Raw genomic sequence first — 21,237 nt, 5'->3', positions numbered from 1 at the left:
CCGTCAGGCCTCCACGTAGGCCGCGAGATGCTCGCCCGTGAGGGTCGAGCGGGTGGCGACCAGGTCGGTGGGGGTGCCCTCGAAGACGATGCGGCCGCCGTCGTGGCCGGCGCCGGGGCCGAGGTCGATAATCCAGTCTGCGTGTGCCATGACGGCCGGGTGGTGTTCGACGACGATGACCGACTTGCCGGCGTCGACGAGGCGGTCGAGCAGGCCGAGCAGTTGCTCGACGTCGGCGAGATGGAGGCCGGCGGTCGGTTCGTCGAGGACGTAGACGCCGCCCTTCTCGGCCATGTGAGTGGCCAGCTTGAGCCGCTGGCGTTCGCCGCCGGAGAGCGTGGTGAGCGGCTGGCCGAGGCGGAGGTAGCCGAGGCCGACGTCGGCGAGGCGGCCGAGGATGCGGTGCGCGGCGGGTGTGCGGGCCTCGCCGTCGCCGAAGAACTCCTCGGCCTGGGCCACCGACATCGCCAGCACCTCGCTGATGTCGCGGCCGCCGAGGTGGTGGTCCAGCACCGATGCCTCGAACCGCTTCCCCTCGCACTCCTCGCAGGTGGTGGCGACACCGGCCATCATCGCCAGGTCGGTGTAGATGACGCCGGCGCCGTTGCAGTGGGGGCAGGCACCCTCGGAGTTGGCGCTGAACAGCCCCGGCTTGACGCCGTTGGCCTTGGCGAACGCCTTGCGGATGGGTTCGAGCAGTCCGGTGTACGTCGCGGGGTTGCTGCGCCGGGAGCCCTTGATGGCTCCCTGGTCGACGGACACCACGCCGGATCCGGCGGGGATCGAGCCGTGTACGAGCGAGCTCTTGCCGGAGCCGGCGACGCCGGTGACGACGGCCAGCACCCCGAGCGGGATGTCGACGTCGACGTCCTGCAGGTTGTGCGTCGTCGCACCGCGGATCGGAAGCTTGCCGGTGGGCTTGCGCACCGTCTCCTTGAGGGCGGTCCGGTCGCCGAGATGGCGGCCGGTGACGGTGCCGCCGGCCCGCAGCCCCTCGACGGTGCCCTCGAAGCAGACGGTGCCGCCCGCCGTACCGGCGCCGGGGCCGAGGTCGACGACGTGGTCGGCGATGGCGATCGTCTGCGGCTTGTGCTCCACGACGAGCACCGTGTTGCCCTTGTCGCGCAGCCGCAGCAGCAGGTCGTTCATCCGCTGGATGTCATGGGGGTGCAGGCCCGCGGTGGGCTCGTCGAAGACGTAGGTGGTGTCGGTGAGCGAGGAGCCGAGGTGGCGGATCATCTTGACGCGCTGTGCCTCACCGCCCGAGAGCGTGCCCGACGGGCGGTCGAGCGAGAGGTAGCCGAGACCGATCTCCACGAACGAGTCGAGGGTGCGCTGCAGCGCGGTGAGCAGCGGTGCCACCGTTGGCTCGTCGCGGCCGCGGACCCATCCGGCCAGGTCGCTGATCTGCATCGCGCAGGCGTCGGCGATGTTGATCCCGTCGATCCGCGACGACCGGGCCGCCTCGCTGAGCCGGGTGCCGTCGCACTCGGGGCAGGTGGTGAAGGTGACCGCCCGCTCCACGAACGCCCGGATGTGCGGCTGCAGGGCCTCCTTGTCCTTGGACAGGAACGACTTCTGGATCTTGGGGATCAGCCCCTCGTAGGTGAGGTTGACGCCCTCGACCTTCACCTTGGTCGGCTCCCGGTAGAGGAAGTCCTGCATCTCCCTCTTGGTGAACTTGCGGATCGGCTTGTGCGGGTCGAGAAGGCCGGACTCGGCGTAGACCCGCACGGTCCAGAAGCTGTCGGACTTCCAGCCGGGGATGGTGAACGCGCCCTCGGCGATCGACTTGGAGTCGTCGTAGAGCTGGGTGAGGTCGATGTCGGAGACGGTGCCGCGGCCTTCGCAGCGCGTGCACATGCCGCCGGTACGGGTGAAGGTCTTCTTCACGGCCCTGGTCTTGGCGGCACCGCGGTCGACCGTGAGCGCACCGCTCGCCCGGACCGTGGGGACGTTGAAGGCGAACGCGTGGGGCGAGCCGATGTGCGGCTGCCCGAGCCGGCTGAAGAGGATGCGCAGCATCGCGTTGGCGTCGGTGGCGGTACCGACCGTGGAGCGGGGGTCGGCGCCCAACCGCTGCTGGTCGACGATGATCGCGGTCGTCAGCCCGTCGAGGACGTCGACCTCGGGCCGCGCCAGCGTCGGCATGAAGCCCTGCACGAAGGCGCTGTAGGTCTCGTTGATCAGCCGCTGCGACTCCGCGGCGATCGTATGGAACACCAGCGAGCTCTTGCCCGAGCCGGAGACTCCGGTGAACACCGTCAGCCGGCGCTTCGGGATCTCGATGCTGACGTCCTGGAGGTTGTTCACGCGCGCGCCGTGCACGCGGATCAGGTCGTGGCGGTCGGCCACGTGCGCAGGCGACTGCGTGTCCGTCCTCGGGGCCATGCTCATCGTGTCTCCATCTGTTACGCGGGGCCGCCTTCACGGTCTGTTACGTGGGGCCGCCGTCACGACCTGTTAGGCGGGCCCGCCGTCACGGGTTCCGTCGGTGTCGCCCGGCTCGATCTGGCCAGCCTTGCACGGGACGTCTGATTTCTCCCGGGCCTCGGCCCGTGGAGTCTCTGGGCCCGGGCGCGTGGTTGGGCTCGGGCTCGGCCTCGACTTCGGGCTCGGGCTCGGGCTCGGCCTCGGTCATCCGGACTGCTCAGCGCCGTTCCTGGATGCGGATCAGGTTGCCCGCGGGATCGCGGAAGGCGCAGTCGCGAACGCCGTACGGCTGCTCGGTCGGCTCCTGGACGACCTCGGCGTCGCTCGCCTGCAGCCGCGTGAAGGTGTCATCGAGGTCGCCGGTGGCCAGGAGGAGGGCGGCGTAGGTGCCCTTGGCCATCATCTCGACGATGGTGCGGCGCTCGTCGTCGGTGACGCCGGGGTCGGCGGCCGGTGGCGTCAGGACGATGGAGGTGCCGGGCTGGCCGGCCGGGCCGACCGTGATCCAGCGCATCCCCTGGTATCCGACGTCGTTGCGGACCTCGAAGCCGAGGGTGTCGCGGTAGAAGGCCAGAGAGGCGTCCGGGTCGTGGTGCGGGAGGAAGCTCGCGTGAAGGGTGATGTCCATGGCAGTCACGCTAGGTGCCGCTCGGTGCCGGCGCTTCTCGATTCCTGACCGGTCTTGGTCACCTGTCGCATCGCGACTTCTGACCGGTCCCGTCACCTGTCGCATCGCGATTCCTGACCGGTCCGGCCGGTTCGGTCACCTGGCGCTTCGCGATTCCTGACGGGTCTGGTCACCTGTTTCGCCACGCAGGACGGTATCCCCGCCGTCGCGCGCACCGCCTCGCGCCGGTAGACGCTGGGCGGCACCCCGACCAGCTCGGTGAAGCGGCTGCTGAAAGTGCCCAGCGACGAACAGCCGACCTCGAAGCAGACCTCGGTGACGCTGAGGTCGCCACGGCGCAGCAGCGCCATCGCGCGCTCGATGCGCCGCGTCATCAGGTAGCCGTACGGCGACTCGCCGTAGGCGCGCCGGAACTGGCGGCTGAGGTGCCCGGCCGACATGTTCACGCCGCGGGCGAGCGCTTCGACGTCCAGCGGCTGCGCGTACTCCCGGTCGATCCGGTCGCGCACGCGGCGCAGCCGCGCGAGGTCGCGCAAGTGCTGCTCTGCGGCGGGTCTGCTGGTCACCTACGAGATCGTGCCACGAGGCGTCGGCGTTGCCCAGTGGAGCGGCTTCGGCCTCCGTGTCCGGGGCCGTGGTGCGTGGGGCGGGGAGCCTACGGGGCCGGTGGGATGAGGCCCGTCTGCCAGGCCCAGGCGGCGATCTCGACGCGGTTGCGGACCTTCAGCTTGGACTGGATGTTGGCGAGGTGGGTCTTCGCCGTACCGGGCGAGATGACGAGTTCGGTGGCGATCTCCTGGTTGGTGGAGCCCCGGGCGACCAGGCGGACGATTTCGCGTTCGCGGTCGGTGAGGGTGTCGGGGGTGGTGGGGGTGGTGGGGTGGGGGCGCGCCGGCGGCAGGGACAGCCGCCGGAGGAGCCGTACGGTGATCTGCGGGCTGATCAGGGCGTCGCCCGCCATCGCCGCGCGCACGCCCTCGATCAGCAGGGTCGGCCCGGAGCGTTTGAGCAGGAAGCCGCAGGCGCCGTTGTGCAGGGCCGTGTGTACGTAGTCGTCGAGGTCGAAGGTGGTGACCACGACCACCCTGGTCGGCCGGGTGGCCTGGGGCCCCGCGAGCAGGCGGGTGAGTTCCAGGCCGTCCAGGCGGGGCATGCGGATGTCCGCCAGTACGACGTCCGGCCGGAGGTGGCGGACCAGGTCGAGGGCCGTGGCGCCGTCCGCGGCCTCACCGATGACGGTCATGTCCGGCTGCGAGTCGAGGACGAGCCGGAAGCCGCTGCGGACGTCGTCCTGGTCGTCGGCCAGGAGGATGCGGGTGGGGGCGCCGCTCATGTCGTCTCCTGGGGGAGCGTGAGGGTCTGCGGGAACACGGCCAGCACCCGCCAACCGCCGTCGTACGGGCCGTAGGAGAGGGTTCCGCCGGCCGCCTGTACGCGTTCGCGCAGGGCGTTCAGGCCGCGTCCGCCGTGGCCGTCGCGCTCCCACCGGGCGCGGAGGGCGGTGGCGGGAGCGGTTCCGGCGTCGTTGACGACCTGGACCTCGATCTCGCGGGCGGGTACGGGGCGGGCGGCGGGGTTGCGGATGGCAGGGGTGAGGGTCACCTCGACTCGGGCCGCTCCGGGGGCGTGCCGGCGGACGTTGGTGAGGGCTTCCACGACCATCCGGTAGGCCGTGGAGCTGGTTTCGCGGGAGAGGGTTCCGGGCGTGGCGGGCGGCATGGTGAGCCGGGCCTCGGTGGCTCCCGCGGAGGTGAAGCGCTCGATGAGGGCGGGGAGTTGGTCCACTCCTGGTAGAGGCTCGGGGCGGGGGGTGACCTCCGGGGGCGGGCCCTTGGGGGTGGGTGCTTGCTGGGGTGTGGGGGCTTCCTGGGGCGTCAGGGCAGCTGGGGGTTCCGGGGCGTCCGGGGCGTCCGGGGCGTCCGGGGCGTCCGGGGCGTCCGGGGCGTCCGGGGCGTCCGGGGCGTCCGGGGCGTCCGGGCGGATGATGCCGTTGCCGTTCGCCTCGTGCAGCATCCGTACCGTGCGGTCCATGGATGCCAAGGCGTTCAGCCCGGCTCTTTCGATGCGTTCCAGGGCTGGCAGGGCCTGGCCCGGGTCGGATTCGGCCACGAAGCGGGCGGCCTGGGCCTGCGCGACGATTCCACTGATGTCGTGTGCGACGAAGTCATGGAGATCTCGGGCGAGTTCGAGCTGCTGGGAGCGCCGGGTCTCGATGACCAGCCGGCACCGCCGGTGTTCCACCAGCCGTGGATAGCCGCCCACTACAGCAGCGCCCAGCACCGGCAGCGTCCAGAAGGCGGCGGCGCCTGCCAGGGGCAGCACGGACGGCGCCGGGACCAGCGGCAGCGTCCATGTCGCGACCGCCGCTCCTGCCACCACACCCGCGGCCACTGCCTGCCGACGCGGCGCCCAACGGATCACTACGGCGACGAGCATCAGCAGCACCGCCATCTCGGCCAGCCGCCATACGGATCCCCAGGGCGCCGATGGAGGGGCGGAGAACACCGTGGTCAGCAGCGACAGGCCTCCGGCGAGCGCCAGCGGGCGGGCGAGGCGGGCACGCGAGCGCGGCCAGCAGGCCACGGTCCAGAGGAGCAGGGTGGCGGACGCGACGGCCGGGACGGCTCCATAGGGGATCGCTGCCCATGTGCCGTACGCGAGGGTGAGGGCGGTCAGGGCTGCGCAGCCCGTTATGGCGGCGAGCACGGACAGGGTCGGGGGCCAGGCCGGGGTCGGGGTGAGGGTCGGGGTCGGGGTCGGGGTCGGGGTCGGGGTCGGGGTCGGGGTCGGGGGTAGGTTGCGGCGCCTCATATCGCGTCCGCTTCAACGTGGCGCCTCATCCAGGCCCACCCCCTATGTAATCCGCGGAGTTCATCGCCCCCGTATCGCTGCATCACCCTGCATCGGCCTGAACTGCCCTGCACCGCCAAGGCGTTCATCACCCCCACGCCGTCACCCCCACGCCACCCCCACGCCATCGATCCTACGAGCGGCCGTGGCGGCACTCCCTCCGCCGAACGGCAGAGATGACGCCTGCTCCGACGCCCGAGATCCGCTGATCGGCAGATGGTCCGGTCCGGCGGCCCGGCATCAGATTAGAGGCGTCATCGACAGGGCGGCGGCCGCCAAGTCTGCTGCATATCCAGGGAGTTCCTTGTGCCCGGCATCAATCCCTCCGTCCGTTCCTCTTCCGTCCGTTCCTCTTCCGTCCTTTCCTCTTCCGTCCGTTCCTCGTCCGGCCGTTCCTCGTCCGGCCGTTCGCCCTCCGTCCGTTCGCCCTCCGTCCGTTCCCCTTCCGGCCGTTCGTCCTCCGTAGCCAGGAGGCTCGGCTTCGTCGCTTCCCGTCGTCGCAGGGCCGCAGTGGGAGCCGTCGCCGCCGTGGCCTCAATCGCCGCGCTGACGGGGCTCACCCCCGCCACGTCCGCCGCGTCGGCCGCGCCCTCGGGCACCACGGCCGCCGCGAAGGCACCGGCCGGGCTCGCCCGGGTGAGCGGCCAGGCCCGCGTCTTCTATGCCTACTCGCCGCATGACGACATCCGCTTCTCCGTCGACGCGAAGGCAGCTCCGTTCAGCAGGCCGGTCGGCGGGCTGCCTCAGGGAATGCCCACCGATGCACGGGGAACGGTCACGATCTACCACTGGTCGCCCGAGAAGAAGCAGGGCCGACACGCGGAGGCCTCGGTGGACTGCCTGGCCACCGGGGGCGACACCGCGACGCTCAGCGCCGTGGTCACCAAGTCCGAGGACCCCGAGGAAATCGGGGATCGGCTGGGCTTCAGCGTCAAGGACGGTGGTCCCGGCAGGGGACAGTTCGGCTTCTCCTGGGCCGTGTCGAACGTCGATGTCGCCGATGGCAAGGCCGTCTTTCCGCATGTCGGGACCTGTATGGCACCGGCTCCGTTCGCGTCGGTGACGAAGGGCGGCTTCAAGGTCACACATGCGGAGCTGCCGCCGCTGCCGGCGGGGTGGGGGAAGCAGCAGGCTTACGGGGCCAGGGCCCGATGACGACGATCGAACGGTTCCCGCTCGTTCCCCGCGCGGTTGCGGTGGGCGGCGCACGCCGCGCCGGCGGAACATTCCCGTCCCGGCCGCGGTAGTCCCCGCGTCGCTGGGCCCGGCCGCGGTCACCGTGATCACGGCGCTGTCCTCGTTCGGCTGGGACGAGGAGATGACCGACCCCACCGCTCCGAAGGGCGCGGCTGCCTGGCTCATGACCGCCTGCTATCTGCCGCTGCTGGCCTGGGGCCCGCTCCTGGGGTGGGTGACGGTGGCGTACTACCGTCGGCGCCGCAAAGCCGGGTGAGGGCTGAGCTGAGCACGGCGACGCTCAGGCGGGGCGGAGCTGCACGTACTGTGCGGGGGGGGAAGCGGGGCCGCACGTTCTGCGCGGGGATCTCGTCCTGGCTGAAATTCCGGCTGAATGTCCGGCTGATTGTCCGGGCGGACGGTGGTGCCCAGTGCCGGGCGGTGCCGGGCGGTTTCCGGACGGTGCCGGGCGGTGCCGGGCGGTGCCGGACGGTGTGAGTTATCCACAGGGTCGACGGCGACCCCCGCGGAACTCGTAGGCTTTCGGAATGGCTCTGGCGGACGTGGAAGTGGTCGTGGACATGGATGTGGAAGGCGCTTCGGACGCAAGCGAGGCGGTGCAGGTGCTGCGCCGGGTGTTCGGGTATGACGCGTTCCGCGGCAGCCAGCAGGAGATCATCGAGCACGTCATAGGGGGCGGGGACGCAGTCGTCCTGATGCCGACCGGTGGCGGCAAGTCGCTGTGTTATCAGATTCCCTCGCTGGTCAGAAGCGGTGTGGGGGTCGTGATCTCGCCGCTGATCGCGTTGATGCAGGACCAGGTCGACGCCCTGCGGGCGCTCGGAGTGCGGGCCGGGTTCCTGAATTCGACGCAGGATCTGGAGGAGCGGCGGCTCGTCGAGGCCGAGTTCCTGTCCGGGGAGCTGGATCTGCTGTATTTGGCGCCCGAGCGGCTGCGGGTCGAGCAGACGCTGAATCTGCTCGACCGCGGGAAGATCTCGCTCTTCGCGATCGACGAGGCGCACTGTGTCGCCCAGTGGGGCCATGATTTCCGGCCGGACTATCTGGCGCTGTCGATGCTGCACGAGCGCTGGCCCGAGGTGCCGCGGATCGCGCTGACCGCCACCGCGACCGAGGCCACGCACACCGAGATCACCTCACGGCTGCGGATGGCGGACGCCCGGCATTTCGTGGCGAGCTTCGACCGGCCGAACATCCAGTACCGCATCGCGGCGAAGAGCGAGCCGAAGAAGCAGCTGCTGGAGCTGCTGCGGAACGAGCATGCGGGGGACGCGGGCATCGTCTACTGCCTGTCGCGGGCCTCGGTGGAGAAGACCGCACAGTTCCTGGTGGACAACGGCATCGCGGCGGTGCCGTATCACGCGGGGCTCGATCCGCGGACGCGTGCCGAGCACCAGGGCCGGTTTCTCCGTGAGGACGGGCTGGTCGTGGTCGCCACGATCGCGTTCGGGATGGGTATCGACAAGCCGGACGTCCGGTTCGTGGCCCATCTGGATCTGCCGAAGTCCGTGGAGGGCTACTACCAGGAGACGGGCCGCGCCGGGCGGGACGGGCAGCCTTCGACCGCCTGGCTGGCGTACGGGCTGCAGGATGTGGTGCAGCAGCGGAAGATGATCGACGGGTCGGAGGGCGACGAGGCGCACCGACGGCGGCTGTCGGCCCATCTCGACGCGATGCTGGCGCTGTGCGAGACGGTGCAGTGCCGGCGGGTGCGGTTGCTGGCCTACTTCGGGCAGGAGAGCAGCGCCTGCGGCAACTGCGATACGTGTCTCGTCCCACCGCAGACCTGGGACGGCACGGTCCCCGCCCAGAAGCTGCTGTCCACGGTCGTTCGGCTGCAGCGTGAGCGCGGGCAGAAGTTCGGCGCGGGCCAGATCATCGACATTCTGCTGGGGAAGAAGACCGCCAAGGTCATCCAGTTCGATCACGACGGGCTGAGCGTCTTCGGGGTGGGAGACGACCTCCGCGAGGCCGAATGGCGCGGTGTCGTACGGCAGTTGCTGGCGCAGGGGCTGCTCGCCGTCGAGGGTGATTACGGCACGCTGGTGCTCACGGAGGCGAGCGGCGAGGTGCTGGGCGGCCGGCGCGAGGTGCCGATGCGGCGGGAGCCGGAGAAGGCGGCGCGGGCGGCCCGGACGAAGGCGAAGAGCAAGCGCGCGGCGCCGGCGGACCTGCCGGAAGCGGCGCTGCCGGTCTTCGAGGCGCTGCGCGGCTGGCGGGGCCGTACGGCCAAGGAGCAGGGCGTGCCCGCGTATGTGATCTTCCACGATGCGACGCTGCGGGAGATCGCCACGCTCGGGCCGACGACGACGGCCGAGCTGGGCACGGTCAACGGGGTCGGCGAGAACAAGCTCGCGAAGTACGGCGCGCAGATCCTGGATGTGCTGGCCGGGCAGGAGACTCAGGACAACGCGGGCACCGATGCCGACGCCGACGCCATGCCGACGCCCAAGGTGGCTCAGGAGCATCACGCCGCACCGGAGCCCGATGACGAGGAGCTGCCGGAGCCGCCGGATGACATCGACTGGTGAGGGCGGCTGCGGTGATGCGGCTCGTCGTGGTGCGGTATGGCGGTGATGCGGCGGGCCGGGCCGGGTCGGCCGGGCCCGGGGGCCCCGCGGCGAGCAGCCGCCCGTCGCATGGGGCGGGCGGCCGGCTGGGCTCGGCGCGAGTGCCGGCTGAGCTGATGACGGTGGCCGGCTGATCTGTAGCCAGGTTCATGAACGGGACGATGCCGGTGCGTTCTTCGGTGCGGCCGAACACCTTCGCGGCGTGGACGTCGTAGGCGGAGAGGTAGGCCAGGGCACCGCCGCGTCCGTAGGTGTGATTGACGCTCATCGCCCTGGCCTTGCCGGGGGCGAGGGTGGGGTGGCAGCGGCACCGGGCCTGGATGGAGGTCTTCTCGTCCGCGCTGATCACGTACTCGTCATCGCCGAGCTGTTCGCCCTGTCAGGTGCGGGCGTACGGGTCCAGCACCCAGGCGGCCTTCAGCCGGAAGCCGGGGCTGGTGATGAAGATCCAGGAGCGGTGCTGCCAGGGCTTGAGCGCGTCCTGGGCCAGCCAGCGACGCACGGTCGACGCCGACATGAACGGGGTGGCTTTATTCACGGGTCGTGACAGCGGTTGTTCACGGGATTGGGAGGCGCCCCGATCGACGGTCGGGTGATGTTCACGAGTTTTGACAGCACTGCGGTCCTTGCTGGGACAGCTTCGGGATGCTCCTGGCGAGCGGGGCTGGGCAAGCCACACTCCGGGCGCCGGGTTTTCCCCAGTGCAGAGGGGGGCTGGCCCCACCATCGACCGGCCCGCTGGCCGGATGGTCCGGCAGGCATCGGACAACGAGGCTGAATGCATACGGTCCACCAAGCAAAAGGGAACCCTCTGTGATCAGCTTCAAGCCGCTGCGTCGCTGTACCGCCCGCATCGCTGCCATCGGCGCTCTCGCCGCTGCGGCCTGCGTCACCGTCATGGCCGGCAGCGCAGGAGCTATCGTCAACGGGTCGGACTCCACCGAGAGCTACCCCTTCATGGCGGTCATCCCGGAGTCTGCCCCGGACCAGGGTCTGATCGACGGGAACTGTGGGGCGTCGCTGATCGATCAACAGTGGGTGCTGACGGCGGCCCACTGCATAAAGGGCCAGGGGCTCAAGCTGGACGGCATCGTGCGGGTCGGCAGCGACCACCGCAAGTCCGGCGGCACCGTCCGGAAGATCGACCGGACCTTCGTCCACCCCGGCTATACGAACGGCGACAACAAGGTCGCCAACAAGAACGACATCGCGCTGGTACGCCTGGACCGCCCGGTCGCCCAGCAACCCATCAAGGTCGCCGAGCAGGCAGGGAGGCCCGGTATGCCGACCCGGCTCCTGGGCTTCGGCACCACCGTCGACACCGAGTTGAAGTTCCCGGACCGGCTGCAGGAGCTGAACACCCGCAGGGGCGCCGAGTCCGAGTGCGCGCCCGGGTACGCGGACCGGACCCGGCTGTGCACGATCACCACCGTGCCCAAGGCCATGGCCTGCTTCGGGGACTCCGGCGGACCGCAGGTCCAAAAGGGCCGGAACGGCCGCTGGGAGCTGATCGGCGTCACCTCGGGGCCCGGCGCCCCGAAAGTGCCGTGCTCGCAGGGCCCCGGCCTCTACACCAGCGCGCCCGCCTACGCGGGCTGGATCGACAAGACCATGAAGACCAACGGCGCTCCGTCGACTGCGGCCAAGGGCTCTGACCTCGCCCAGACCGGCACGAACGACAACACCGCGGTGATTGCCGGCGTGGCTGCCACGCTGATCACCGCCGGTGGCGGCACCGCCCTCGCCGTACGCCGCCGCAAGACCCGCCACGCCGCCTGAGCGCACCCGCCGCAACCCAAGACGGCGGCCCCCTCACCAAGGGCCGCCGTCCTTCGCCGCGTCCTGCACGCTCGCTCCCCCGAAGAGCAGAACCCAACCAGCCCTCAAGGCCAATAACCCGCCATCGGAAATGGGCACTCATCGCACCTTCGTCCAGATCACGGGAATCCGGACTCGAGTGGCAGAGCCCCGTCACAGATGTCGATCGCTCCGTTCAGCTGGACGACCCGGCGCTGCCGTCATTTCTCGTGAACATCCACGAGTCGGCTGGTGGCCGACTGCTGCTGAAACTCATCGACAAACGCTGTCGCTGAAAGCGAACGAAGCCAACGGGGCGATGCCCCGCCGGGCGGCCTCGCGGGCCAGTTCCGGGCACGACCGGCGTGAGAGCGGTACTTCACTCTCGGCAGGCAGCCGGCAGGCCGGCGCCTTGACCTCGGCGGCCTCCAGCGGTGTGAACGAGGCGGAACGGCCGCAGCATTGACGGTCTTTGAGCCCGGGCAGGCCCGCCTGGGCGAACCGGCCACGCCAGCGGCGCACCGTGTCCCAATGCAGCCCCGTCTCCCGGGCGATGCATGCGTTGGAGCGTCCACACGCGGCGTGCAGCACCATCTGTGCACGCACCCGCAGCCGGTGCTCGGTCTTGTGGCCGTAGGCAACCTTCTTCAACCTTCTTCAACTGCACGCGTTCGGCGGCACTCGGGGCTATCGGACAGGGGGTGCGGACGGGCATGGCGGGCGAACCAATCGGCCGAAGTGGATCGCTGGTACCCCGCAGCCTGCCCCGCCCGTCACCGCCCCAGCCCCCGCAATGACCGGTGCCAGAGGCCACTTGGACAGGGAAAACGCAACTTCGACATGGCCCGCAGAGGCAGCTACCTTCACCTGGTCTTCGGCGATCGCCCACGGTCGCACAGGAGTTCCTTCAGGCTGAGCCACCCGCGACGGGATGAGTTGGTCACGCCCCACGAATCCTCGCCCCCATGCGTAAGCCACCGAACCGGGTCCACACCAGGCACCCCCAACCAAGGAGAGACGCATGCCCCATCTTGCGCTGTACACATTCGGCGTCCTGAAGTCACCTCTCGCCGATCCCGCACCTCTCACGCGCGAGTTCTACGAGATTGGTGAGGCCGTCTACCGGAAGATCAGTCAGCACCCCGGATACCTCGCGCGTGCTGAACCGGCAGACGGTGACCGGGGCGTGCTCTTCGAGGCGGACTGGGGTGCATGGGGAGAGTTCGCCGTACCGACTTGGTACGGCAAGGGCCATACGGTGGAAACCACCGCTCTGGCCGCGACCCTCTCACTCTGGACCGACCTGCGCCCCGCCTTCGACGCCGTCTACACCGGTCTGCACCGTGAGGCGCTGAACAGGCGTTACGACTGGTTCGAGAGGACGGAACACCCGAATTACGTGTGCTGGTGGGTCTCCGACGGCGTGATACCCACCTGGCGGGACGGGGTTTCCAGGCTGGAGCACCTCCACGACCACGGCTCCGCGCCGCACGCCTTCACCTTTCACCACTCATTCGCCCCGGACGGAACTCCGACCAGGATCAAAGGCATCGGGCCGAAGAGCGACCAGGTTCGCTGACAAGGAAGCCTGAACGACTGGGTTCGCTGTCAAACGCCTCGATTGAATGACGGCGAACAGATGCGTCTGCGCTACGGCGGATCCGCCAGTACCTGGGGCTCCGCCCTCTACCTCGCGAGCACCGATGAATACCAAGACGCCATCCTGCCCACCAGCGGCTTCGCCCCCCGAAGTCGCCCTCGGCTGCGCCTGCGGCCTCTACCTCACCGACCCCAGCATCTGCCCCCGCACCACACACAACACAGGCTCCACAGTCAACTTCCGAAGGATTTACGGAGCCGACCACTAAGGCCGGGCCATGAAGTGCGTCCGGAGGGGGAATTCGGCCGCTTTGGCCCGGCCTGAGTACGGGCGCCGTCACACGACCGATCCCAGAGATCTCGGTGACTGTTACACAACGGATGGATCGCCGTTAAGGACGCTCCGTAGCGTGCTGAGCCTTATCGCATCCCTACGGCGGCCCGAGCCGCCCACGACGAGGAGTACCCATGCGGGCCCAGCGCCGCTCCGTGATCCGAACCGCCACCGTTGCGACCGGTGCACTGGCCGTGCTGCTGCTTCCTGCTGGCGCCGCCTTCGCCGCCGACTCCACCGCCCCCTCGGAGAGCCGGACCTCCATCATGCTGCCCGACGACGGGCTGGCCGGACTGGCCGAGAAGGCCGGCCAGCTGCCCAAGGCTGGGCTCATCGGTGGCGCGAGTGCCCTGGGCGTGGCCGGTACGGCCATCGCCGTCCACCGTCGACGCCACGGAAGCCGCGGCCAGGAAGCCTGAGCCGTCGGCCGGGGCTGAACCCGTACGCCGGGCCGCAGCCTGTACGTCAGGCCTCAACCCGTACGCCGGGCCGACTCCTGCCCCCGGACGGAGGCCGGACCCCCGGATGGAGCACGGACACCCGGATGGAGCTCGGTCCGAGCCCGGCCCCGGACCGAGCCCGGCCACCCGGGCTGAACCCGGACCGAGCCCGGGCGGAACGCAGACAGGGCCCGGCGGAACCAGACAGGGCCCGGACTCCGGCCGTCAGTCCAAAGTGCCCGACACCCGGACGACGAGCCCAGCCCCCAAGAGGCCCCCGCCGCCGCGGTCGCCCGCCCCTACTCCTACTCCTCCTCCCCCACCAGCCGCTGTACCTCCTCATAGCCCAGGACCTCGCCGCCCGCCCCGGCCGCTTCCGTCGGCTGTTGACCCGTACGGATGGCGTCCGCGGCCGTGAGGGTGGCCTGCAGGGCGGTCCGGAAGAGCAGCGAGCCGGTGCTGATGCGGCGTACGCCCAGCTCCGCCAGACGGCTGACGGTGTGCCGGCCGGGAGCGAAGAGGATGTTGAGCGGGGCGGGGATCTCGGCGGCCAGCACCGAGATCTCCTCGTCGGCGACGACGCCCGGTACGAAGACGCCGTCCGCGCCCGCGGCCAGGTACGTCTCGGCGCGCGAGAGCGTCACCGAAAGCGGCGGTGGGCTGTCCGCCCGCCAGTGGGTGTCGATCCGGGCGTTGAGGAACAGGCCCGGTGCCCGCTCCTTCACCGCGCTGATCAATTCGGCCTGACGCGCCGGATCCCGCAGCCCCTCGCCGCCGGGCAGCCCGTCCTCCAGGTTCAGCCCGGCCGCCCCCGCCTCCGCCAACTCGGCGGCCAGGTCGCCCACTTGCCCCGCATCGCCGCCGAATCCGCCCTCCACGTCGACCGTGTAAGGGCAGGTCAGCCGGCCGTTGAGCCGCAGCGCCAGCGCCACGGTGGCGTCCCGGACCTCGGCGAGCCCGCGCCCGTCCGGATAGCCGTGGGCCGCGGCGACGCCCAGGCTCGTGGTGCCGACTGCCGCGTATCCGGCCCCGGCGAGTGCGACGGCCGAGATGACGTCCCAGGCGTTGGGCAGCAGCAGCGGCTGGTCGGCGTGGTGCAGCGCATGGAAGTGGAAGGTGGCGTACTCCGGGGAGGTGCTCATATGGGCACCGTAGGCCGGAGTCCCATCGGTAGGTGCCGAAGACTCGCGGCGGAGAACGGAGTCATGACCACTCCGGCGTACAGCCACCGCGCGCCACCGCCCCGTCCACCCCCTCGAAACCGCGCACCATCACCGCCCGGCCCGCACCCCGCGACTCCCCCATCGCCAACCGACCCGCGCTCCACGACTCCCCCATCACCGCCCGGACCGTCCACCGCGTGTCCCCTCATCGCCGCCCGGCCCACCCCGTCCACCCCTCGAAACCGCGCACCATCACCGCCCGGCCCGCACCCCGCGTGTCCCTTCATCGCCGACCGGCCCGCCCTGCCACGCCCCGAAACCGCCGGCCGGCCCGCCCCGCCGCGCCCCGAAATCGCCGCGCGCCCGCCCTCCCCGGCCTCGTACCGTACGAGCATGATCGAGACGCCGCGCCGGAGCGGGAACGCGCCCGCCACCCTCACCCTCTGGCGCCCCACCGGCCCCGAGGAGCTCGCCCTGGTGGAGGCCTCCGGCTGGCGCGCCTGGCCGCCGCGCCTTCCCGACCAGCCGATCTTCTATCCCGTACTCAACGAGGACTACGCGATCCGGATCGCCCGCGACTGGAATGTGCCGGCTTCCGGCGTCGGTCATGTCACCCGCTTCGAGATCGAGGCGGACTTCGCCGAGCGCTATCCGGTGCGGCAGGCGGGCGGCAAGACGATCCTCGAACTGTGGGTCCCCGCCGAGGAGCTGGCGGAGTTCAACCGGCATATCGTCGGGCGCATCGAGCTGGTCCGCAGCTTCCGACCGCCTCAGGGGGAATGACCGTACGGGAATGACCGCACGGGAACGACCGGGCGGGGAAGGCCGGGCGGGGAAGGCCGGGCGGCGGACGACCAGACCGCTCCTGCGCGCACCGCCCCTGCGCACACCGCCCCTGCCCACACCACCCCGCAGGGCCGGCCCCGCCCGAGTCGCCCCCGAGCCCGCCCCCTACCTCCCGCCGCCGCACTCCCCCGGCCGCCCGTACACCGTGATCTTGGCGCCCCGTACCTCCCGGCTGCTGCAGACCTCGAACGCGGCGCGCAGTGTGTACCGCTTGGCGATTTCCTGGTCGTTGTCGTCGGCCGGCTGGCCGTCCGGGTCGCCGGCGACGACGATCCGGCGAGCGGTCAGCATCCGGTCGCGGATGACATCGCCGGAGCGCTCGGTGCCGTAGAGGGTGTGTGAGGCCAACGGGCTCTCGGCCAGCGCGAGATCGTGCAGCCCGCGGAAGTCGCGCGGCAGGGTCGCCCGCCAGATCCGCCGCCGGGACGGCATGAACAGCAGGCCGTCGCCGGGCTCGGACACCTCCCGTACGGCGTGTGCGACCGCGGTGACATCGTCGACCCGGCTGTCCGGGCTGCGCAGATGGACGTTGACCGGCAGCAGCACCGCCAGCAGCAGCACCACCGCCATCGCCCGCCGCAGCAGCCGCCCACGGGTCTGGCCCCGCTCGTCGGCCGGCCGCAGCAGCCGCGCCAGCGCGGCGCCCGCGAGCAGCGCGAACCCCACGACGTAGTAGAGGACATAGCGGTCCACGTAGGCCGGCTCGACATGGGAGAGCAGCAGCAGGAGGAGGGTGGGCAGAAGCAGCAGGGGGACGCCGAGGGCACGCAGCCCGATGGGGCCGCGGGAGCGGATCCGGACGCGGGAGCAGGCGATGCCGAGGACGGCGAGCACGGCGAACGTCAGCAGCTGGAGGGGGTCCGGCCACATGAGCCAGCTGATCTGCGCCGACTGCCGGGTGCTGAACACCGCGAGCGGGGCCAGAGCGGCGAGGACGGTGGCCGAGGCGAGCAGCCAGGAACGCAGTACGCGGCGGGGCAGCCGCGCCAGGACCACCGCGGCGCCGTGCGCCGGCAGCGCCAGCGCCGCGAACTCGTGCAGCAGACAGGCGGCCAGCATCAGCGCCGTATAGCCGAGCCACAGCCCTCTGCGCGGACCGGCCGCGGCCAGTACCAGCACATAGGTGGCCCAGACGACCAGCGCGCAGACCATCGCGTACGAGCGGCCCTCCTGCGCGTATTGCTGGACGACCGGGATCAGCCCGAAGGTGAAGCCCGCCAGCAGCCCCGCCCGCCGGCCGACCAGGCGCTGCCCCAGCAGGGCGACCCCGGCGGCGGCGACCGTCATCGCCGCCACGGACGGCAGCCGCAGACCGACCGCATCGCCGAACGCGCCGCGGAAGGTGGCGTCGTAGCCGGCGAACCAGACATGCATCAGCGCGTAGTACAGACCGTGCACGACATCGACATGCAGCAGCGTGGACCACAGGTCGGCCAGGCTGCGGTGCGCCATGTCGTAGGTGACCGCCTCGTCCCGCCATATGGCGTCCTGCCGGCGGATCCCCCACGCCCCCAGGAACAGCATCAGCCCCGCGGGCATCAGCACCACCGCGCCCTGCGCCACCCAGGCACCGCGGGCGGCGACGGCGGGTGCGTACGTCTTCTGCGCTTGCGCTACGTCGATGACGGACTCCGGTCACGTACGGGACGGACGGACAGACGAACGGTCAAACGAGGGGTCGGACGAAAGGTCAGGCGAGGGGGCGGATGAAAGGCCGGACTGGCCGACCGGGCGACCGGGCGACCGACCCGGGTGGTCGGGCAGCCGCCGGGCGGACCATCAGGCGAGGAGCAGGCCCACGAACCGGCGGCGGGCCGGGAAGAGACAGTGCCCGGGAAAGACTACGGACGCGGCACGTGACCGGGACAGGAATGGGCGGAGAGGGAGACCCGGTCAACTCCCTCCCCCCGGCCGAGCCAATGGCCGGGGCGCCAGACCGACGAGCCGCCAGGCCGACAGGCCGACGGACCGGGGACACAACGCTGACCAGCCGACGGACCGGGGACACAACGCTGACCAGCCGACGAACCGGGGACACAACGCCGACCAGCCGACAGACCGAAGACGCCGGCCCAACCAGCCGACAGCCCGGGGACATCCGGCCGAGAACCGGAAGCTCCGCCCCCGCCCACGGAGCCCCCGGCCGCCCGCCGCTCAGCCGAGCCGGACCAGCTTCGCGCCGAAGGACGGCTCGACGAGGTCCTGCTTCAGGGCCACCGGCACCTTCTGCGCGCTTTCACCCTCGCCGACCGTCAGCACACCCACCTCGGTGCCGGCCTTCGCCGTGTGCGGGATGCTCTTGCCGCCGTCGCTCATGGAGAACTTCGCCTTCATACCGGCCCAGCCCACCGCCGACAGGTTCTTGGTCGCCACGACCGGCGTCTCACCGCCGAGCCCGTCATCCACATAGCCGACGACCTGGCCCTTCTTGACCACGGTGGCCGAGGCCAGCGCCTCGCGGACCCCCGTGATCACCTTTGAGGTGTTGCTCAGGACCAGGCCGAGCGAGCTGCCGCCGTTGGGGTCCGGGCCGCTGACGTGCTGATCCATCGTCACACCGATCAGCAGGGGGGTCTTGTCGCCGACCGTGCGGTAGGCGGCCCACATGAACGCCCCGCCGGCCGCCGTGCTCGACCCCGTCTTGATGCCGCGGACCTTGCCCGCCATCGTCGTGAGCAGCTCGTTGTTGTTGAAGATCCGCTCCGGCAGCCCCGGGATCTGTTCGTTCTCGGTGCTCACGACCTTGCGGAACGCGTCGTTCTTCATGACCTCTTCGGCGAGCTTGAGCTGGTCGACCGCGGTGCTCTTGGTCGACGCGTCCAGGCCGCTGGGGTCGGTGTAGGTCGTCTTGGTCATCCCGAGGTCCTTGGCGGCGGCCTGCATCTTCTTCGCGAACGCCTTCTCGGACCCGGCGTCCCAACGCGCCAACTGCCGCGCGGCGTTGTTGCCGGAGGGGATCATCAGCATCTGCAGCATCTGGTACTGCGTGAACTTCTGGTCCTTCCTGAGCGTCACACGCGACTCGTCCTCGTTGTGCGAGTCGGCCTCGGCCTTCGCATCGATCGTGATCATCTGGCCCTTCTCACCCAACTTGAGCGGGTGATCGCGCAGGATCACATACGCGGTCATCACCTTGGCGACGCTCGCGGTCGGTACGGGCTTGGCCGCGCCGGACGTGCCCAAACTGCCGACGCCGACGACCTTGGCGGCGGACTGGCCCTGGTCGGGCCAGGGAATCGAGAGCTTGCCGCCCTCGAAGGTGAACCCGGTCGACCCACCGACGGCGAGCTCCGGGTCGGGCAGCGGGCGCACCGCCTGGGCGACCACGAAGATGATCACCAGCAGCACGGCCAGCGGGGTCCAGATCTTGAACCGGCGCACGACCGTACGCAGCGGGGTCTCGGGCGGCGGCGGGGTGTTGGTGAGCTGCGCCAGGAGGTCGAGCGGCGGCAGCGGCTGCTGCTTGGTGCGCTCGGCCTCGGGCAGCTCGGACGGGGCGGCCGTGGCACCCGTGGCGCCCGTGGTGGCGGGCGGCATGGCGCCCGGCCGGTCCGCGGGCTTGGGCGGCGCGGTCGGCTCGGCGGCCTGCGCGGCCTTCGCGGGCTCGGCGGCCGGCAGCGCGCCGCTCGCCTTGCCGGCCGGCTTGGCACCGGCCTTGTCGCTCGCCTTCTCCCCGGGCTTGTCCTCGGCCTTGTCGGGCGTACGGGCGGGGGTCTTCGGCGCCGTCTTGCCCAGCGACTTGCCCGCCGTGCCGTCGTCCGCCGACTTCAGCGCCACGAACTGGCTGGTCCGCTCCGAGTCCCGCTCGGCGACATTCGCAGCCTTGGCCTTGGCCTCATCCTTGGCCTCGGTCTTGACCTCATCCTTGGCCTCGGTCTTGGAATCTTCCTTGGCCGCGGTCTTGGCCTCGGGCTTGGACGCGCTCTTGGAACCGCTCCTGGACTCAGCGCCCGCCTTGTCCTTGGCACCGGCCTTGTCCGTGGCACCGGCCTTGTCCGTGGTGTCCGACGTGCCCTTGCTCCCGGGCTTGCCGGTGCTCTCCGGCTTGTCCTTGGCGTCGGTCTTGTCCTTGGCCTTGCTCGTGGCCGCGTCGCCGCCCTTGGCGGGCGGGGAGATCTTGAACGCGGTGGTCGCCTGATCGACGGCCTCGGCCTCGGCGCCCTCCCCCTTCAGATTCGCGAAGGCAAAGACCCGGGTCGCGTTGTCGACCGCCGACTCCTCGGTCCCGGCAGCGGCCTCTTCACTGCCCTTGCCGTCGCCCTTGCCGTCACCGTTGCCGTCACCCTTGCCCGCACCCGCCGCAGCGGCAGCCCCACCGGGCTTGCCCTTCTGCGGCCCGACGGTCTTGAACACGGCGGTCGGCTGGTCCACGACCTCGGCACCCTTGGACCGCGACTCACCCTGGGCCCCGGACGCAGGCTTATCCCCGGACGCAGGCTCGGCCTCGGGCTCGGCCTTACTCTCGCTCTTACCCTTGGACTCCGGCTGGGACTTGGCACCGGCCTCGGAGCCGCCACGACCCGCGCCGGCGTCACCGTCGGCCTGGGGGTCGGCGTCACCGTCAGGCTCGGGGTCAGCGTCGGCTTCGGACGCCACCGCAGGCCGCTCCTCCGCCTTTGCTTCCTGCTTTGCGGCAGCACCCTCGGCACCCCCGTCCGCGTCCTCGGACACCTCGGACGCGTCAGCGCCGGCCTTCTCGGCCGCACCGGAACCGGCCTTCTCCCCCGCCTCGGCCCCGGACTTCTCCCCCGACGCCGCCTCGGACTCCACATCCGACGCCGCGGCGGCATCGGCTCCGCCGTCGCCGCCCTCACCCGCCTCGGCGTCCTCCTCGGCGTCCTCATCGCCCTTGCCCGCGACCCAGGCGGCCACAGCGGCGCGCAGCCGCTCGTCGCCACCCCCGGAGCCCTCGGCGCCCTCCTCGGCCCCCTGAGGCTCCTCAGACGCACGTTCGGACCCCGACTCGACCCCGGCCCCGGGACCGCCCTCCGACGCGGGCTCCGCCCCGGATTCCGGCTCCGCCCCGGATTCCGGCTTCTCCGCGCTGTCCGGCCTGGGCTTCGCCTTCGCCCCGGACGTGGCTTTCGCCCCGGACTTCGCCTTCGCCGCCGTCTTCGCCACCGGCTTCGCCTTCGCCGTGGACTCCGGCGCCGGAGCAGGCTTCGGCTCCGCCGCGGCCTCCGCCCCGTCCTCAGGCTTCGGATCCTTCCCGGAACCCGATTCCTTCGCCGGTTCGTCCGGCTTCCCGCGGAAGGCAGACAGCCGCGGATCACGTTCGCTCCGCGCCGTCTTCCCCGACGACTGCTTCTTGTCCGACTTGTCGGGGGACTCGCCCGCCACCGATGTCTCCTTCATACGTCCCACTGCTGCCTGGCCCAGT

17 protein-coding genes are annotated in these 21,237 nt (G+C 71.0%); 7 read left to right on the top strand and 10 right to left on the bottom strand.

All coding sequences use genetic code 11. The features are described from left to right. Positions 1–3: 3 nt before the first annotated feature. The 5 genes from SLV14N_RS23575 to SLV14N_RS23555 form a co-directional block, all read right to left on the bottom strand. The gene (locus SLV14N_RS23575) at positions 4–2,397 is read right to left on the bottom strand and encodes an excinuclease ABC subunit UvrA (protein WP_263270945.1); all 2,394 of its coding nucleotides are present in this window, start codon (positions 2,395–2,397) and stop codon (positions 4–6) included. Between the two features lie 253 nt (positions 2,398–2,650). Then, the gene (locus tag SLV14N_RS23570) at positions 2,651–3,061 is read right to left on the bottom strand and encodes a VOC family protein (protein WP_159487863.1); all 411 of its coding nucleotides are present in this window, start codon (positions 3,059–3,061) and stop codon (positions 2,651–2,653) included. Positions 3,062–3,153: 92 nt separating this feature from the next. Then, positions 3,154–3,627: a helix-turn-helix transcriptional regulator gene (locus tag SLV14N_RS23565; protein WP_263270944.1), complete on the bottom strand. Its 474-nt coding sequence runs from the start codon at positions 3,625–3,627 to the stop codon at positions 3,154–3,156. Between the two features lie 89 nt (positions 3,628–3,716). Then, entirely contained in the window at positions 3,717–4,394 is a 678-nt protein-coding gene (locus SLV14N_RS23560; RefSeq protein ID WP_263270943.1) for a response regulator transcription factor, read from the bottom strand. Continuing rightward, positions 4,391–5,872: a sensor histidine kinase gene (locus SLV14N_RS23555; RefSeq protein WP_263270942.1), complete on the bottom strand. Its 1,482-nt coding sequence runs from the start codon at positions 5,870–5,872 to the stop codon at positions 4,391–4,393. Before SLV14N_RS23555 ends, SLV14N_RS23560 begins: the two co-directional genes overlap by 4 nt. A 567-nt stretch (positions 5,873–6,439) precedes the next feature. Here SLV14N_RS23555 and SLV14N_RS23550 point away from each other — a divergent pair. The 3 genes from SLV14N_RS23550 (at position 6,440) to recQ (ending at position 9,639) form a co-directional block, all read left to right on the top strand. Then, on the top strand, positions 6,440–7,066 hold the full coding sequence (locus SLV14N_RS23550; RefSeq protein ID WP_263270941.1) for a hypothetical protein: 627 nt from the start codon (positions 6,440–6,442) through the stop codon (positions 7,064–7,066). Between the two features lie 124 nt (positions 7,067–7,190). After that, positions 7,191–7,364, top strand: a complete 174-nt coding sequence (locus SLV14N_RS23545) for a hypothetical protein (protein WP_208683332.1) — start codon at positions 7,191–7,193, stop codon at positions 7,362–7,364. A 271-nt stretch (positions 7,365–7,635) separates the two neighbouring features. Further along, entirely contained in the window at positions 7,636–9,639 is a 2,004-nt protein-coding gene (gene recQ / locus SLV14N_RS23540) for a DNA helicase RecQ (protein ID WP_263270940.1), read from the top strand. A gap of 418 nt (positions 9,640–10,057) precedes the next feature. Here recQ and SLV14N_RS23535 read toward each other — a convergent pair whose 3' ends face one another. Continuing rightward, complete coding sequence (locus tag SLV14N_RS23535) at positions 10,058–10,195, bottom strand: hypothetical protein (RefSeq protein WP_263270938.1); 138 nt, start codon at positions 10,193–10,195, stop codon at positions 10,058–10,060. A 296-nt stretch (positions 10,196–10,491) separates the two neighbouring features. Here SLV14N_RS23535 and SLV14N_RS23530 point away from each other — a divergent pair, with 296 nt between their 5' ends. Further along, positions 10,492–11,457, top strand: coding sequence for a trypsin-like serine protease (locus tag SLV14N_RS23530; RefSeq protein WP_317633718.1), 966 nt, complete (start codon positions 10,492–10,494; stop codon positions 11,455–11,457). Between the two features lie 291 nt (positions 11,458–11,748). Here SLV14N_RS23530 and SLV14N_RS23525 read toward each other — a convergent pair whose 3' ends face one another. After that, positions 11,749–12,126, bottom strand: coding sequence for a helix-turn-helix domain-containing protein (locus tag SLV14N_RS23525; protein ID WP_263270937.1), 378 nt, complete (start codon positions 12,124–12,126; stop codon positions 11,749–11,751). A 370-nt stretch (positions 12,127–12,496) separates the two neighbouring features. Between SLV14N_RS23525 and SLV14N_RS23520 the strand changes: the two genes are divergently transcribed. Beyond that, entirely contained in the window at positions 12,497–13,054 is a 558-nt protein-coding gene (locus SLV14N_RS23520; RefSeq protein ID WP_208683329.1) for a DUF3291 domain-containing protein, read from the top strand. Positions 13,055–13,542: 488 nt separating this feature from the next. After that, the gene (locus SLV14N_RS23515) at positions 13,543–13,827 is read left to right on the top strand and encodes a hypothetical protein (protein ID WP_208683325.1); all 285 of its coding nucleotides are present in this window, start codon (positions 13,543–13,545) and stop codon (positions 13,825–13,827) included. 326 nt (positions 13,828–14,153) lie between these two features. On the opposite strand, the gene SLV14N_RS23510 is transcribed toward SLV14N_RS23515, so the two are convergent. After that, entirely contained in the window at positions 14,154–14,990 is an 837-nt protein-coding gene (locus SLV14N_RS23510) for an isocitrate lyase/phosphoenolpyruvate mutase family protein (RefSeq protein ID WP_208683323.1), read from the bottom strand. A 414-nt stretch (positions 14,991–15,404) separates the two neighbouring features. On the opposite strand from SLV14N_RS23510, the gene SLV14N_RS23505 reads away from it, so the two are divergent. Beyond that, the gene (locus SLV14N_RS23505; RefSeq protein ID WP_208683321.1) at positions 15,405–15,794 is read left to right on the top strand and encodes an ADP-ribosylation/crystallin J1; all 390 of its coding nucleotides are present in this window, start codon (positions 15,405–15,407) and stop codon (positions 15,792–15,794) included. A gap of 168 nt (positions 15,795–15,962) precedes the next feature. Here SLV14N_RS23505 and SLV14N_RS23500 read toward each other — a convergent pair whose 3' ends face one another. Together SLV14N_RS23500 and SLV14N_RS23495 are read right to left on the bottom strand one after the other, a co-directional pair. Beyond that, complete coding sequence (locus SLV14N_RS23500; RefSeq protein ID WP_263270935.1) at positions 15,963–17,420, bottom strand: glycosyltransferase family 39 protein; 1,458 nt, start codon at positions 17,418–17,420, stop codon at positions 15,963–15,965. Positions 17,421–18,011: 591 nt separating this feature from the next. Continuing rightward, positions 18,012–21,212, bottom strand: a complete 3,201-nt coding sequence (locus SLV14N_RS23495) for a D-alanyl-D-alanine carboxypeptidase (RefSeq protein WP_263270934.1) — start codon at positions 21,210–21,212, stop codon at positions 18,012–18,014. Positions 21,213–21,237 lie beyond the last annotated feature (25 nt).

Origin of the sequence: Streptomyces sp. Je 1-4 4N24 (assembly GCF_026239515.1) — a bacterium.
GTDB classification, from domain to species: Bacteria; Actinomycetota; Actinomycetes; order Streptomycetales; family Streptomycetaceae; genus Streptomyces; species Streptomyces nigrescens.
This window is presented reverse-complemented; position numbering and strand designations above follow the sequence as displayed.